The organism is Paracoccus aurantiacus, assembly GCF_007993065.1.
GTDB classification, from domain to species: domain Bacteria; phylum Pseudomonadota; class Alphaproteobacteria; order Rhodobacterales; family Rhodobacteraceae; genus Paracoccus; species Paracoccus aurantiacus.
Window position 1 is genome coordinate 1 of record NZ_VOPL01000014.1, and the last position, 14,347, is coordinate 14,347.

General features: G+C 62.0%; 15 protein-coding genes. 14 read left to right on the forward strand and 1 reads right to left on the reverse strand.

Annotation, left to right across the window (positions count from 1 at the left end):
* The 14 genes from FQV27_RS17890 to FQV27_RS17955 all read left to right on the forward strand — a co-directional run.
* On the forward strand, positions 1-179 hold a 179-nt coding region (locus FQV27_RS17890), incomplete at its 5' end, for a 5-deoxy-glucuronate isomerase (protein WP_186827278.1).
* Between the two features lie 393 nt (positions 180-572).
* Positions 573-1,277 carry a GntR family transcriptional regulator gene (locus FQV27_RS17895; protein WP_147101194.1) on the forward strand — a complete coding sequence of 235 codons (705 nt, stop codon included), beginning with the start codon at positions 573-575 and terminating at the stop codon, positions 1,275-1,277.
* On the forward strand, positions 1,277-2,071 hold the full coding sequence (locus FQV27_RS17900; protein ID WP_147101197.1) for a sugar phosphate isomerase/epimerase family protein: 795 nt from the start codon (positions 1,277-1,279) through the stop codon (positions 2,069-2,071). The genes FQV27_RS17895 and FQV27_RS17900 overlap by 1 nt, the downstream gene beginning before the upstream one ends.
* Complete coding sequence (gene aroQ / locus FQV27_RS17905; RefSeq protein ID WP_147101200.1) at positions 2,068-2,508, forward strand: type II 3-dehydroquinate dehydratase; 441 nt, start codon at positions 2,068-2,070, stop codon at positions 2,506-2,508. The genes FQV27_RS17900 and aroQ overlap by 4 nt, the downstream gene beginning before the upstream one ends.
* Positions 2,509-2,528: 20 nt before the next feature.
* Positions 2,529-3,062 (forward strand): Gfo/Idh/MocA family protein, encoded by a 534-nt coding sequence (locus FQV27_RS17910; RefSeq protein WP_246133171.1) that lies wholly within the window; start codon positions 2,529-2,531, stop codon positions 3,060-3,062.
* Complete coding sequence (locus FQV27_RS17915; RefSeq protein WP_147101206.1) at positions 3,059-3,952, forward strand: dioxygenase family protein; 894 nt, start codon at positions 3,059-3,061, stop codon at positions 3,950-3,952. The genes FQV27_RS17910 and FQV27_RS17915 overlap by 4 nt, the downstream gene beginning before the upstream one ends.
* Before the next feature lie 7 nt (positions 3,953-3,959).
* Positions 3,960-4,742, forward strand: a complete 783-nt coding sequence (gene hpaH / locus FQV27_RS17920; RefSeq protein ID WP_147101209.1) for a 2-oxo-hept-4-ene-1,7-dioate hydratase — start codon at positions 3,960-3,962, stop codon at positions 4,740-4,742.
* A 93-nt stretch (positions 4,743-4,835) separates the two neighbouring features.
* The gene (locus FQV27_RS17925) at positions 4,836-5,534 is read left to right on the forward strand and encodes an HpcH/HpaI aldolase family protein (protein WP_342779898.1); all 699 of its coding nucleotides are present in this window, start codon (positions 4,836-4,838) and stop codon (positions 5,532-5,534) included.
* 466 nt (positions 5,535-6,000) lie between these two features.
* Positions 6,001-7,206, forward strand: a complete 1,206-nt coding sequence (locus FQV27_RS17930) for an MFS transporter (protein WP_147101212.1) — start codon at positions 6,001-6,003, stop codon at positions 7,204-7,206.
* Positions 7,207-7,220: 14 nt separating this feature from the next.
* Complete coding sequence (nirB, locus tag FQV27_RS17935) at positions 7,221-9,653, forward strand: nitrite reductase large subunit NirB (protein WP_147101215.1); 2,433 nt, start codon at positions 7,221-7,223, stop codon at positions 9,651-9,653.
* Entirely contained in the window at positions 9,650-9,985 is a 336-nt protein-coding gene (nirD, locus tag FQV27_RS17940) for a nitrite reductase small subunit NirD (protein WP_147101218.1), read from the forward strand. Before nirB ends, nirD begins: the two co-directional genes overlap by 4 nt.
* Before the next feature lie 13 nt (positions 9,986-9,998).
* The gene (cynS, locus tag FQV27_RS17945; RefSeq protein WP_222611734.1) at positions 9,999-10,463 is read left to right on the forward strand and encodes a cyanase; all 465 of its coding nucleotides are present in this window, start codon (positions 9,999-10,001) and stop codon (positions 10,461-10,463) included.
* Positions 10,464-10,485: 22 nt separating this feature from the next.
* Positions 10,486-11,337 carry a formate/nitrite transporter family protein gene (locus tag FQV27_RS17950; protein WP_147101221.1) on the forward strand — a complete coding sequence of 284 codons (852 nt, stop codon included), beginning with the start codon at positions 10,486-10,488 and terminating at the stop codon, positions 11,335-11,337.
* A gap of 9 nt (positions 11,338-11,346) precedes the next feature.
* Positions 11,347-13,974 (forward strand): nitrate reductase, encoded by a 2,628-nt coding sequence (locus FQV27_RS17955; RefSeq protein WP_246133172.1) that lies wholly within the window; start codon positions 11,347-11,349, stop codon positions 13,972-13,974.
* 67 nt (positions 13,975-14,041) lie between these two features.
* Here the strand turns inward: FQV27_RS17955 and FQV27_RS17960 are convergent, their stop codons facing one another.
* The gene (locus tag FQV27_RS17960; protein WP_147101223.1) at positions 14,042-14,320 is read right to left on the reverse strand and encodes an SH3 domain-containing protein; all 279 of its coding nucleotides are present in this window, start codon (positions 14,318-14,320) and stop codon (positions 14,042-14,044) included.
* Positions 14,321-14,347: the final 27 nt, after the last annotated feature.

Sequence of the window (14,347 nt, forward strand, 5' to 3'; positions counted from 1 at the left end):
ATGACGGCAGCCTTGATGAGACCATGGCCGTCAGAAACGGCGACGTCACCTGCGTCCCCAAAGGCCACCACCCCTGCGGCGCCCCCCACGGCTTCGAGCTCTACTACCTCAACGTCATGGCAGGACCACGCAGAAAATGGCGCTTCGTCCCAGCACCAGAGGTCGAACGGATGATGTGAGCCACGCGAAGGACAAAGCTGGCGAGCACAGCGTTTTCGGTCGCCTTAGGATCTGGCGACAGAGGCTGCGGCGAGTATTGAGGCGATCGCGGAATCGCATAGGCAACAGGCATGCCAACGCCTGCAAGACGGCACAGTGCGCATGTCCTGCGTGGGGATCTGAAGCATGAAGTTCGTGCAAATCGGTGCCATGATAGGACAGCGACATCTTCGGGCAGGGCTTTCATCGCGCGCTTCCTGCTCGTGCTCATCATGGTCGCGACAATCTTAATCTGACGCGATGCTTGGGGTGGCGATACTCGTTTCCATAAAAATCGATTTGTTTTTATAAAATCGTTATTTTTCTTTACTCCGGATCGTCCTCGGGTTAAGGCTTGCCGCAGGAGGTGTCGCATGGCCTCACTTGATCTGACATTCGAAAACTCCGGAAAGCCGACCATCGCCGGGACGGTCGAAGCGCGGCTGCGGCAGCAGATACTTCACGGAATTCTCGCTCCGGGCGCGCGACTGAACCTCGACAGGCTGAAGGAAGAGATGGGCGTGGGCCTGTCCCCCTTGCGCGAGGCCGTGACGCGGCTGGTGTCCGACGGGTTGATTGAGGTAGCGGCGCAGCGTGGTTACCGCGTTGCACCGATTTCCGTTGCCAATCTCGATGAGATCAACGCCTTGCGGGTTGAGTTGGAGCCTTATGCATTGCGGCGGTCAATCGCGAATGGCGATCTCGATTGGGAATCGGCGGTCATGGCGGCACTTTATCGGCTGAATAGAACCGAACGCGTTCCGGGCGACGGCCAAAGCCTCGCCGCGTGGGAGCTTGCCAACAATGCGTTCCACATGACGCTTATCGAGCGCTGCAACATGCCGCTATTGATGAAGATGCATCACACATTGGTCAGCATGAATGATCGGTATCGCCACATTTACCTGAAAGCGGTTCCGATCCAGCGTGATGTGATCGACGAACATGCCGCAATCGCGAACGCGGCGGTAGAGCGCAGGGCCGACGATGCCGCTGCGCTGCTGAAGGCGCATATCGAGGGCTCGACAACCAATCTTCGGCGCTTGATTGTGGCTGACCTCCCGTCCGAGGCCGACTGATGCGCTCACTTGGGCTGGGGCATTTCACCTTTCTGAACCTGTCTCCGACAGAACTGGTTCGGCTGGCGCGGGCGGCCGGTTTCGGCTTTGTCGGATTGCGCTTTCATCCCGTCGCGCCGGGGCAGTTGCATTGGCTGCCGGATGCCGCCGGTCTGGCGGAACTGACCCGCGTGATGGATGGTGAGGGGGTCGATCTTTACGATATCGAAACCGTCGTGATTGACGCGGAACTTGACCCGAAGGCACTGATTCCGGCGATGGACGCGGCGGCAGCGCTTGGCGCAAGCCGGGTGAATACCTGCGCAGACGACTTCCCGGACCTCGTGCCCCGGTTTGCGCAAATCTGCGCACTTGCGGATGAGCGGGAACTGGGCGTGGATATCGAGTGCATGGCCTGGCGGGGCATCGCCAGCCCGGCAGCCTGTCTTGACCTGATTGATCGCAGCGGAGCGGCGAATGCCGGCTATCTAGTCGATGCGCTGCACCATATGCGCTGTGGGGGTACCCCTGCCGACATTGCCGCGATGCCACCCGGCAGCATCCGGTCGGCGCAGCTGTGCGATGCATCGTTTGTCGCGCCGGGCGATGCCGCCGCCATGATCGCCGAGGCGCGCGGCGGACGGCTGCTGCCGGGTGACGGCGGCCTTCCGTTGCGCGACATCGTTGCGGCTTTGCCGCCCGATGCGGTCCTGTCTGTCGAACTGCCATCAGCCGCCGACCGTCGCTCAGCCCTTGAGCGTGCGCGCGCAATATACGCGGCGACCGCTGCCCTTTTCCAAAGAGAGGCGATATGAAAACGATCTATGTTCTGAACGGTCCTAACCTCAACCTTCTGGGCAAGCGACAGCCGCAGATCTATGGTCATGAGACGCTGGACGATGTTCAGCGCCTGTGTGCTGATGCCTGCGCGAAGGGTGTCACGATCCGGATGCTGCAGTCGAACTACGAAGGCCAGATCGTCGATTGGGTGCATGAGGCCAGAGAGGACGGCTGTGGGATCGTCATTAACCCGGCGGCGCTCACACACACATCGATCGCCATACTGGATGCGCTCAACACCGTCGAAGGACCGGTCATCGAGGTCCATATCAGTCAGGTTCATAAGCGTGAACCATTCAGACATCATTCCTATGTCTCGCATCGCAGCGATGGCGTGATCGCCGGGCTGGGGACCGAGGGCTATGCGGCTGCCGTCCGCCGCATCTGCCAACTGATTCACGTGGAGACCTGATATGGCCGAAGCTGTTCGCCTTGCCGGTCTATCTGAACCTGATCCACGACGTCGATCTGTTGCAGCATCTGGTGGGTCCGGTCCAAAGCGTGCAGGCGATGGAATCGCGTATGGTGCGCGGCAATGAGGTTGAGGATACGGCTGTGATCCTGCTGCGCTTCGCGAATGGCGCGCTCGGGACGGTGAATGTTTGCGACACTGCCGTCGCACCGTGGAGTTGGGAGCTGACAGCCCGCGAAAACCCGGCCTATCCTGCGACGTCGCAGGATTGCTATCTGATCGGCGGGACAGAGGGATCGCTGTCGCTGCCGCAACTGACATTGTGGGCCAATCCCGCAAAGCGTTCCTGGTGGGAACCGATCTCGACCACGCGCTATCCCTTTGATTTCACCGATCCGCTGATCCTTCAGGCCGATCAGTTCGCTGCCGTGATCCGGGACGGTGTGCCGCCACTCGTATCAGCCCGCGACGGCCTTGCCGCACTGACAGTGATCGAAGCCGTCAAGCGTGCCGCCGAAACTGGTATGCCCGTCGAGCTGGAGGGTTTGCAATGACCATCATCGCAAACCAGAAAGAGGTCACTCCGGCGGTCCTGAAGGTCATGGAACAGACCGATGATCCCCGGCTGCGAGAGATCATGGTCGCATTGATTACCCATCTGCACGCCTTCATTCGCGACGTGCGCCTGACCGAAGCCGAGTTTCAGCAGGCGACACGCATCCTGAATACCATGGGGCAGCAATCCAATGATAAGCATAACGAATTCGTGCTGATGGCCGGCTCGCTTGGTGTTTCGTCATTGGTCTGCCTGCTGAACAATGGCGACAATGGCACCACTGAGACGACGCAATCGCTTTTGGGTCCGTTCTGGCGGCTGAACCATCCGATGACAGAGAACGGAGGTTCTATCCTGAGATCGGAAACACCGGGCCCACGGCTTTACGGACGGTTTACCTTCAGGGATCAGCAAGGAAACCCGATCGAGGGGTTAGAGGTCGATATCTGGCATGCCTCGCCCGTGGGACTTTACGAAAATCAGGACGAGAGCCAGGCAGAGTTCAATCTGCGCGGCAAATTCGTGACCGGCCCGGATGGGGTAGTGTCCTTCAAATCGGTCAAGCCGATCGGCTATCCTATCCCGACCGATACAACCGTCGGGCTGTTGCTCAAGGCTCAGAACCGTCATCCCTATCGCCCGGCGCATGTGCATGTTCTGGCCCATAAAGACGGGTTCAAGACGCTGATCAGCCAGATCTATGTCGATGAAACGGATTATCTGACCTCGGACGTGCAGTTCGGCGTGACCGAGGCCTTGGTCGCGCGTCTGGAAAAGCACTTGGGACCGCATCCAGAGGATGGCGATGTGGGCGAATGGTATGCGCTGAACCACGAACTCGTGCTTGAACCCGGAAAATCCGAACTGCCCATTCCCCCGATCAAATGAGGCCGCAATGCTGACAGACACTGAACGACAGGCTGCGGCCGACGCGATCCTGACAGCCGAACGGACCCGCAAGGTCTGCCCGCAACCATCGGCAACATGGCCCGAAATGACGCTGGAGGACGCCTATGAGGTTCAGCGCCGTTGGGCCGAGGCGCGGATCGCGGCGGGGGCGAAGATCATCGGGCGCAAGATCGGCCTGACCAGCCGAGCGATGCAGCAGGCCTCGAAAATGACTGAACCGGATTATGGTGTCATGCTGGACGATGCGCTGTTTCGCGACGGCGCGCGCATCCCGGCGGGCACCTTCATCAAGCCCCGGCTTGAGGTGGAGCTGGCCTTCATCATGGGCGCGGATCTGTCAGGTCCGGGCTGTCAGGTTCACGACGTGCTGCGTGCGACCGAATTCGTGCAGCCTGCGCTGGAGATCATCGACTATCGCACCGAAGTGCCGCGACAGATCGTTGACACCATCGCCGACAATGCGGCCTTCGGCGCCATCGTGCTGGGCGGTCGTACGATCCGGCCTTTCGATGCCGATCTTCGCTGGATCGGGGCAACGCTGTCGCAGAATGGCACGATCGAGGAAACCGGACTTTCGGCGGCGGTCATGGGGCATCCTGCAGCCGGTCTCGCATGGCTGGTAAACAAGCTGGCCCCTCTTGGGGACGGCCTCAAGAAGGGCGAGATCGTCCTTGGCGGATCATTTACGCGGCCGGTGGATATCGCATCGGAAGATGTGATCTTTGCCGATTTCGGCCCGCTCGGGGCGATTGGCGTCTCGTTCGAATAACCCCGTAAGCAACCCGAAGGAACTGCGATGGACCTGCCCAAGAACCATTTCAAGGCTGCCTTGCAAGCCAGTAAACGCTAGATCGGTTTCTGGGTGTCGATCCCGGATGGCGGCGTGGTCGAGATGCTGGCCGGGTGCGGCTTCGACTGGCTGCTTCTGGACACCGAGCACTCGCCGATGGACGCGGTCAGCACCATGCCGCTGATGCAGGCGGCGGCGCCCTATGCGGTCTCTGTCGTCGTGCGGCCGGGCTGGAACAACCCGGTCGAGATCAAGAAGATGCTGGACAGCGGCGCGCAGACCCTGTTGATCCCTTATGTGCAGAACGCCGCCGAGGCAGCGCAGGCAGTGGCCGCCGTCCGCTACCCGCCAGCCGGAATACGCGGCGTTGCCGGGAGCACCCGGGCCAGCAGATACGGCGCCGTCAATGATTACATCAAGCGCGCCAATGACGAAATCTGCCTGCTGGTTCAGGTCGAGACTGTCGGAGCCTTGGAAAACATCGAAGAAATCGCGGCCGTCGATGGGGTCGATGGCATCTTCGTGGGGCCAGCGGATCTGGCAGCCTCGATGGGTCATCCGGGCGAGCCATCCTACCCAGAGGTGAAGGCGGCGATACTCGATTCCATACGCCGGATCACGCTTGCGGGGCTTCCCGCAGGTATACTCTCGCTCGATGACGCGTTTCTTGATGAGGCCGCGCAGGCCGGTGCTCAGTTCATCGCAATCGGCGTCGATACTGTCCAGTTGCGTCGCGGCGCGATCAGCGCTCTTGGCAGATGGCAGAAATGAGCTTGCCAAAGCCGCGCGTCGGCATCAATCGCCAATAGCAATGTCTGGCGCGCGCGATCCTGGCCGATAGAAGCGCGCGGCCGAACGCGAAGATGGTTGCGCGCGAGATATGTTGTTTCGATGCGTTCCCCGTCGGTCCATCGGCAGCAATTTCGTTCTGGCGCTGACCAAACTTTAAGCATCACTGACCCGGTTCGCATGTTTTCGTGGCGCTGCGATGCACGGGAGGGTTTGATTCGCTGCCGCGCAGCATTTTTTGTTGTGCGAGGCTGGGGCGCGGAACAATGCTTGGTCATGGCCCGACGCAATGGCGCGTTTCCCGGCTTGCTCGCAACGATGCGGCAACTCCTCTGAAAGTGCAGCTGCGGTTTACCGCCATCAGCCCGCGACCGGGTTCTCGGCCCCGCTATGCCTGCATCTTCCGAAAGCCACTGTAACCCAGTCATGCCACCGGAGCTTGCGACCCATGACGACACCAAGCGAATCGCGCACCGCGCTCAGCCTGTCCACCTTCGCCTTCACCATCTGCTTCGCCGTCTGGACGATTTTCTCGATCATCGGAATCCAGATCAAACAGCAACTCGGCCTCAGCGAAACACAATTCGGCCTGCTGGTCGGCATGCCGATCCTGACAGGATCGCTGGTCAGACTTGGCCTTGGCGTGCTGACCGACCGTCTGGGCGGGCGCATCGTCTATACGCTGACCATGCTTGCTGCGGCGCTGGCGACATTTCTTCTAAGCTGGGCGACAACCTATCCGCAGATGCTGATCGCGGCACTGGGTGTCGGTCTGGCCGGCGGGTCCTTTGCCGTGGGCGTCGCTTATGTCTCGCGCTTTTTCGACGGCAGCAGGCAGGGTACGGCGCTTGGCATCTTCGGCGTCGGCAATGTCGGCGCCGCGGTGACGAAATTCGTCGCGCCCTTCGTCATGGTGGCCTTCGGCTGGGAAGCGACGGCGCAGATCTGGGCCGCCGTGCTTGCGGCCACCGCCGTCCTGTTCTGGCTTCTCAGCAAGGATGACCCCGTCACCGCAGCGCGGCAGAGCGAAAAGCTGCCGCTGCGCAGCATGAAATCCGAACTGGCGCCATTGAAGAATGTGCAGGTCTGGCGCTTCTCGGCCTATTATTTCTTCAGCTTCGGCGGGTTCGTCGCACTGGCGCTCTGGCTGCCGCATTACCTGATCGGGGTTTATGGTTTCGATGTGAAGACCGCCGGCATGGTCGGCGCGGCCTATTCGATCCCCGCGTCGATTTTCCGCGCTTATGGCGGCGTTCTGTCGGACCGTATCGGCGCGCGGACAGTCATGTACTGGACGCTGGTCGTGTCAGCCGTCGCGACCGCGATCCTGTCGATGCCGTCCGGTATTCCTGTCGCGATTTTCCTTGTCGTGATCTTCGTGCTTGGCTTCTTCATGAGCCTCGGCAAGGCCGCGGTCTACAAGCACATCCCGACCTATTATCCAGGCAATGTCGGTGCCGTTGGCGGGCTGGTCGGGATGATCGGCGGCCTTGGCGGGTTCGTGCTGCCGCTTCTGTTTGGCTGGCTGCGCGAGGAAACCGGCCTTTGGTCGACCTGCTTCATGGTGATCTTCGCGCTGGTGATCGGCTGCCTTGTCTGGATGCACGCCTCGATCCGCCGCATCGACCGCGCCGCGACACCGCAAGCCGCCTGAAAGGAGTGCCAGAGATGAAAAAGAAACTTGTCGTAATCGGCGCGGGCATGGCCTCTGGCCGAATGTTGGAACAGCTGTTCGAGGCCGATCCCGGCGCCTATGACGTCACGCTGTTCAATGGCGAGCCGCGCGGAAACTATAACCGCCTGATGCTGTCGCCGGTTCTGTCGGGCGAAAAAACCTACGACGACATCGTCACCCATGACGCGGCCTGGTACGAAGCCAATGGCGTAGACTGCCGCTTCGGCGAGCCGGTGGTGCGGATAGACCGCGAAAACCGGATCGTCCATTCCAACCATTCCAGCGCGGAATATGACGCGCTGGTGATCGCCACTGGTTCCGCGCCGTTCATCATCCCGGTCGTGGGCAAGGAACTGCCCGGCGTCGTGACCTATCGTGATCTGGAAGATACCAACGCGATGATCGACGCAGGCGTCGCTGGCAAGGATGCCGTCGTCATCGGCGGCGGCCTCCTGGGGCTGGAGGCGGCGGCCGGCATGGCCGCACGCGGGGCGAGCGTGACCGTCATTCACCTGATGGGACATCTGATGGAACGCCAGCTTGATCCGGCGGCGGGCTATCTTCTGCAGCGCGATCTGGAAAAGCGCGGCATCACGGTTCACTGCAAGGGCGCGACCAAGGCGATCATGGGTCACGGCAAGGCCGAGGCCGTTCTGCTGGAAGACGGCACCGTCTATCCCGCCGATCTGGTCTGCATGGCCGTCGGCATTCGCCCCGAGACCCGCATCGCCGTCGACGCCCATCTGGAGGTCGAGCGCGGCATCACCGTCGATGATGCGCTGCGGACCAGCGATCCGCATATCTTCGCGCTTGGCGAATGCGTCGAACACCGCCAGCAATTGTTCGGTCTGGTCGCGCCCCTTTACGATCAGGCCAAGGTCTTGGCGCGGACCCTGCTGGGCGAGGAGGCCGCGTTTCAGCCCGTCAAGACCGCGACCAAGCTGAAGGTTACGGGCTGCGACCTGTTCAGTGCAGGCGATTTCGCCGAGGGTGAGGGTCGCGAAGACATCGTGTTCCGCGATCCGGGGCGAGGGATCTACAAGCGGCTGGTTCTGCAGGACGACCGCATCATCGGCGTCGTCATGTATGGCGATACCGCCGACGGGAACTGGTTCTACGGGCTGATGAAGGACGGCACCGATATCAGCGAGATGCGCGATACGCTGATCTTCGGCCCGGCCTATCAGGGGGGTGCCGCACCGGACCCTATGGCGGCCGTTGCAGCATTGCCGCCTGAGGCGGAGATCTGCGGCTGCAACGGCGTATGCAAAGGCACCATCGTTCAGGCCGTGCAAGGCGGCGCGACCACGCTCGATGCGGTGCGCGCCACGACCAAGGCCAGCGGTTCCTGCGGCACATGCACCGGGCTGGTGCAGCAGGTCATGGCCTTTACTCTTGGCAGTGATGTCGCAGAAACCCCGCAGGGCATGTGCAAATGCACAGACCACACGCATGAGGATGTGCGCCGCCTGATCCGGACGATGGACCTGAAATCCATCCCGGCCGTCATGCAGGAACTGGGCTGGAAAACCGTCGGGGGCTGCCATTCCTGCCGCCCGGCGCTGAATTTCTACCTGCTGACCGAATGGCCGCTGGAATACCGCGACGACCGCCAGTCCCGTTTCGTCAACGAACGTAATCACGCGAATATCCAGAAGGACGGCACCTATTCGGTGGTCCCGCGGATGTGGGGCGGTGTCACCACACCTGCCGAATTGCGCGCGATTGCCGATGCGGCCGACAGGTACAATGTGCCAATGGTCAAGGTCACGGGCGGTCAGCGGATCGACCTGCTGGGTGTCAGAAAAGAGGATCTTCCCGATATGTGGGCAGATCTGAATGCCGCCGGGCTGGTTTCGGGCCACGCCTATTCCAAGGGGCTGCGCACGGTCAAAACCTGTGTTGGGAAAGAGTTCTGCCGCTTCGGAACACAGGATTCGACGGGTCTGGGCATCCGGCTGGAAAAACTGCTCTGGGGCAGCTGGACGCCACATAAGGTCAAGCTCGGCGTTTCCGGATGCCCAAGGAACTGCGCCGAGGCAACCTGCAAGGATGTGGGCATCGTCTGCGTCGACAGCGGCTATCAGATCAGCGTTTCCGGTGCTGCGGGGATGGAGGTCAAGGAAACCGAGGCCCTTGTCACCGTCCCGACCGAGGACGAGGCCGTCGAATGGACCGCCGCCTTCATCCAGCTTTACCGCGAGAACGCGCGCTATCTGGACCGGGCCTGGAAGTGGACGGCGAAAGTCGGGCTCGACTGGGTGAAGGAACATCTATCTGACGCGGAAAACCGCCGCGCGCTGAACGAACGCTTCGAACTCAGCCAGTCGGTCTATCGCCGCGACCCCTGGGCCGAACATGCGAAACCCGGTGCCCGCGACGAGTTCTCGCCGCTGGCCGATTTCCGACTGGAGGCAGCAGAATGACCAACTGGATCGACATCGCCGCACTGGACGACATCCCCCCGCAAGGCGCGCGGCTGATCCGCACCCGCACCGGCTGCGTGGCGGTCTTTCGCACCCATGACGACCGCGTCTTCGCGCTGGATGACCGCTGCCCCCATAAGGGCGGTCCGCTGTCGGAAGGCATCGTCGCAGGCCACACCATCACCTGCCCGCTGCATAACTGGGTGTTCGATCTGAATACCGGCATCGCACAGGGCGCGGATGACGGCAGCGTCGCGACCTATCCGGCACGGGTCGAAAACGGCCGCGTGCTGGTCGGTTCCGAAATCATCGCCCGCCGCCATGCGGCCTGAAAAGGACAGTGACATGAACAAGATGATCGTGGACGAAATGGACCGTGACGACCTGACTGCGCTGATCCTGCGCGCCAAGCGCCGCGCCGGGCTGAGCTGGGATCAGATCGCCGCCCGGATCGGCAAGTCCGCCGTCTGGACACATTCCGCCGCCACCGGAATGAACGCTTTCCCCAAGGATAGCGCCGAGGCCTTCGTCGCATTGCTGGGCCTGCCGGAAAGCGCCATTCCCTTGCTGGTAGAAAGCCCGCTGAAGGTCTGGACGCAGGCGGTGCCGACCGATCCCTGCATCTATCGCTTCTACGAGGTCGTCGGCGTTTACGGCCCGACCTTGAAGGCACTTATCAACGAGGAATTCGGCAACGGCATCATGTCGGAGATCGATTTCTCGATGCATGTCGAACGCGAAGCGAACCCCAGGGGCGACCGCGTGAAGGTCACCATGTCCGGCAAATACCTCGAATACGCGAACTGGTAAGCCCGCAGGAAAGGAAGAACCCATGTCCTATGTTACCCCGAAAGACTTCGCCACGAAGATGATCGACGCGGGCGAAGCAAAGGTGTTCATGTCCACCCGCGACACGATCATCCGCGCCTATATGGCAGGCGCGATCCTTGCGCTTGCGGCGGCATTCGCTGTCACCGTCACAGTCAACACCGGCAACCCGTTGATCGGGGCGCTGCTGTTCCCGGTCGGCTTCTGTATGCTGTATCTGATGGGTTTCGATTTGCTGACCGGGGTCTTTACCCTCGTTCCTCTGGCGCTTCTGGACAAGCGCCGGGGGGTTACCGTCAACGGCATGCTGCGCAACTGGGGGCTGGTCTTTACCGGCAATTTTCTGGGCGCGATGACGGTTGCGCTGTTCATGGCGATCATCGTGACCTTCGGCTTTTCCGAGGCCCCGAACGAGGTCGGCCAGAAGATCGGCCATATCGGCGAGGGCCGCACGGTCGGCTATGCCGCACATGGCGCGGCGGGGATGCTGACGCTGTTCGTGCGCGCGGTGATGTGCAACTGGATGGTCTCGACCGGGGTTGTCGCCGCGATGATGTCGACCAGCGTATCGGGCAAGGTCATCGCCATGTGGATGCCGATCATGGTGTTTTTCTACATGGGGTTCGAACATTCCATCGTGAACATGTTCCTGTTCCCTTCCGGCCTGATGCTGGGGGGTGAGTTCACCATTGCCGATTACCTGATCTGGAACGAGATCCCGACGGTCATCGGCAACCTTGTGGGCGGGCTGACCTTCGTTGGCGCGATGATCTATGCGACGCATTACAAGACCTTGCCCGAACGAAGCCGGGCCGAGTCGGTCGATGCGCCGCCCGCCGCCATGCCGGCCGAATAGGCGCGCGCGATGAATATGCAGCAGGCGATCAGCCCGATACGGACGACATGCCCTTATTGCGGCGTAGGCTGCGGGGTTCTGGCGACCCCGCTGCCGGATGGCGGGCTGGCGATCAAGGGCGACCCGGACCACCCCGCCAACAAGGGCCGCCTTTGCGTCAAGGGCGCTGCCCTGGGCGAGACGCTGGGACTGAAGGGTCGCCTGCTGGACCCGATGATCCACGGTAAAAGGTCGGGCTGGGATCAGGCGCTTGATCTCGTGGCCTCGCGTTTCCGCGAGACCATCGCGGCCCACGGCCCGGATTCCGTCGCCTTCTACGTTTCGGGCCAATTGCTGACCGAAGACTACTATGTCGCCAACAAGCTGATGAAGGGTTTCATTGGCAGCGCGAATATCGACACCAATTCGCGGCTTTGCATGGCGTCCTCGGTCGCGGGGCATAAGCGCGCCTTCGGCACGGACACGGTGCCGGGGCTTTATGAGGATCTCGAATGCGCGGATACGGTGGTCCTTGTCGGTTCGAATCTGGCATGGTGCCACCCGATCCTTTATCAGCGCCTCGCCGCTGCAAAAGAAGAACGCGGCACCAGGATTGTCGTCGTTGATCCGCGCCGCACCGCCACCTGCGATATCGCCGATCTGCATTTGACGCTGGATGCTGGCACAGATGCCGCCCTGTTCAACATTCTTCTGGCCGAGATCGAGCGACGCGGCCTGATCGACGATGACGTCGCCCGTGGTCTGGACGGGATGGAACAGGCGCTTGGCGCTGCCCGAGAAACGAAGGCCGCCGCGACCGGACTGCCCCAGCCCGACCTGACCCGCTTTCTGGACATCTGGACCGAAAGCGAACGCGTCGTGACCGTCTATTCGCAGGGCATCAACCAGTCCGACAGCGGAACCGACAAGGTGAACGCGATTCTGAATTGTCACCTTGCGACGGGCCGTATCGGCAGGCCGGGTATGGGGCCGTTTTCGGTCACGGGCCAGCCCAACGCCATGGGCGGGCGCGAGGTCGGCGGTCTGGCCAATATGCTGGCCTGCCATCTGGATATCGAGAATGCAGATCATCGCGACGCGGTTCGCCGCTTCTGGAATGCCCCTCGCATGGCCGAAAAACCGGGGTTGAAGGCAGTGGACATGTTCCGCGCCGTCGAGGATGGACGGATCAAGGCGCTTTGGATCATGGGAACCAATCCCGCCGTGTCCATGCCCGAGGCAGAGCGCGTGGCACGCGCCATAAAGGGCTGCGATTTCACCGTGGTTTCCGACATCGTCGCGGACACGGACACGACGCGGCTTGCAGACGTGCTGCTGCCGGCGACGGGCTGGGCGGAAAAAGACGGCACCGTCACCAATTCCGAACGGCGCATCAGCCGCCAGCGCCGTGCGCTTCCGGCGCCGGGCAGGGCGCGGGACGACTGGCGCATCATGGCCGATGTTGCAGGGCGAATGGGATGGAGGGATGCCTTCGCCTGGGAAACCCCCGCACAGATATTCGCCGAACATGCAGCCCTGTCCGGCATCGCGGGAACGCTCGGCAGCGATTTTGATATCTCCGGCTACCGCGATGCGTCGGGGCAGGATTACGACCTGATGTCGCCGTTTCTCTGGCCGCAATCCCCGGCACGTCGCGGCGGGCGTTTCTTTGGCGATGGGCGGTTTCACACCCCATCCGGTCGGGCGCGCATGGTTGCGGTCGCCCCCGCCATCCTTCGGCCAGTCGATCTGGCGGCACCATTCACACTGAATACAGGCCGCGTGCGTGACCATTGGCATACGATGACGCGGACGGGGCGCGCGGCCCGGTTGTCACGCCACATCGCCGAGCCGTTTCTGGAAATTCACCCGAGGGATGCCGCGCGCCTGCAGCTTTCGCCGGCCAGTCTGGCGCAGGTCGAGAATGCGCAGGGCCGCTGCATCCTGCGGGTTCTGGTAACGGATCGCGTCGCGCCGGGCCATCCCTTCGCGCCCATCCACTGGAGCGGCGAGAGTTCCAGCGCGGGCCGTGTGTCCGCGCTGGTTTCTGAACTCGCAGATCCGATTTCTGGCCAGCCAGCGTCGAAATCCGCGAAGGTGAACATCCGTGCCTTCCGCGCCGTTCACTATGGGTTTGCCGTGTCTCGGTCCGCGATCAGCCAGGTCGGTGATTACTGGGCTTTCGCGCGCCTGCCGAAAGGCTGGCAGGCAGAGCTTGCCTGGGCAGGAACTCCGCGCGATTGGGCGGCGGAAGCTGCGGCGCTTTTCGGTCTTGATTGTGAACCCGTGGTCATGCGCGACAGCCATCACGGGACCATACGGCTTGCCTTCATTCAGGACGGTGTTCTGCAGGCCGCGCTGTTCGTGTCGCCCGAACCGGTGGCCCTGTCGCGCAGCCATATCGCCGAGGCACTTGGAAGCAGCGAAACCGCAGACATCCTCGCCGGCAGGCCGGGGGGTGATCGGCAGGATGAAGGTGCAGTGGTCTGCGCCTGCCTGGGGATCGGAGCGAACAGGATCTCGCGCTTCATCGCGACCGAGCAAGCGGCAACGCTGGATCGTATCGGCGATGCGCTTGGTGCGGGGACGAACTGCGGATCGTGCCGTCCCGAACTGAGGCGGATGCTCGCCGAGGCCGTCGCGGCAGAGACACTTTGAGGCGCTGCCGAAAGATGTTGTTCAAACCTTGATTTGCCTTCCAGGCTGTGGTCCGGGAGCCCTGCCGTCAGCGAGGTGCCAGATACTCCGCCGACACATAGCCCGAAACGCCGGGCCTGTCGGTGAGCGAGACCCGGCACCAGAGCTTGCCGTTATTCGTCACGCAGTTCTGGCGGGTAAGCCGCGTTCCGTCGGGCAGACCGATAATGATTCTGTGTTCGAGGCCGGGGCCTTCGCGAAGTTTCAGCAGATCGTCCGGTCCGGCACCCTTGACCACCGCACCAGTCCCGACCGCGCATCCGCCGGCAATCATGAGTGCGAGAAGAGCAGCAAAATGAGTTCGCATGATGTGTCCCTGAATCGTTTTGCCCTA

What these genes read in the sequence shown, in the direction of transcription:
- FQV27_RS17895 (WP_147101194.1), top strand. Translation starts at nt 573, where the DNA reads ATGGCCTCACTTGATCTGACATTCGAAAACTCCGGAAAGCCGACCATC.
- FQV27_RS17900 (WP_147101197.1), top strand. Translation starts at nt 1,277, where the DNA reads ATGCGCTCACTTGGGCTGGGGCATTTCACCTTTCTGAACCTGTCTCCG.
- aroQ (WP_147101200.1), top strand. Translation starts at nt 2,068, where the DNA reads ATGAAAACGATCTATGTTCTGAACGGTCCTAACCTCAACCTTCTGGGC.
- FQV27_RS17915 (WP_147101206.1), top strand. Translation starts at nt 3,059, where the DNA reads ATGACCATCATCGCAAACCAGAAAGAGGTCACTCCGGCGGTCCTGAAG.
- hpaH (WP_147101209.1), top strand. Translation starts at nt 3,960, where the DNA reads ATGCTGACAGACACTGAACGACAGGCTGCGGCCGACGCGATCCTGACA.
- FQV27_RS17930 (WP_147101212.1), top strand. Translation starts at nt 6,001, where the DNA reads ATGACGACACCAAGCGAATCGCGCACCGCGCTCAGCCTGTCCACCTTC.
- nirB (WP_147101215.1), top strand. Translation starts at nt 7,221, where the DNA reads ATGAAAAAGAAACTTGTCGTAATCGGCGCGGGCATGGCCTCTGGCCGA.
- nirD (WP_147101218.1), top strand. Translation starts at nt 9,650, where the DNA reads ATGACCAACTGGATCGACATCGCCGCACTGGACGACATCCCCCCGCAA.
- cynS (WP_222611734.1), top strand. Translation starts at nt 9,999, where the DNA reads ATGAACAAGATGATCGTGGACGAAATGGACCGTGACGACCTGACTGCG.
- FQV27_RS17950 (WP_147101221.1), top strand. Translation starts at nt 10,486, where the DNA reads ATGTCCTATGTTACCCCGAAAGACTTCGCCACGAAGATGATCGACGCG.
- FQV27_RS17955 (WP_246133172.1), top strand. Translation starts at nt 11,347, where the DNA reads ATGAATATGCAGCAGGCGATCAGCCCGATACGGACGACATGCCCTTAT.
- FQV27_RS17960 (WP_147101223.1), bottom strand. Translation starts at nt 14,320, where the DNA reads ATGCGAACTCATTTTGCTGCTCTTCTCGCACTCATGATTGCCGGCGGA.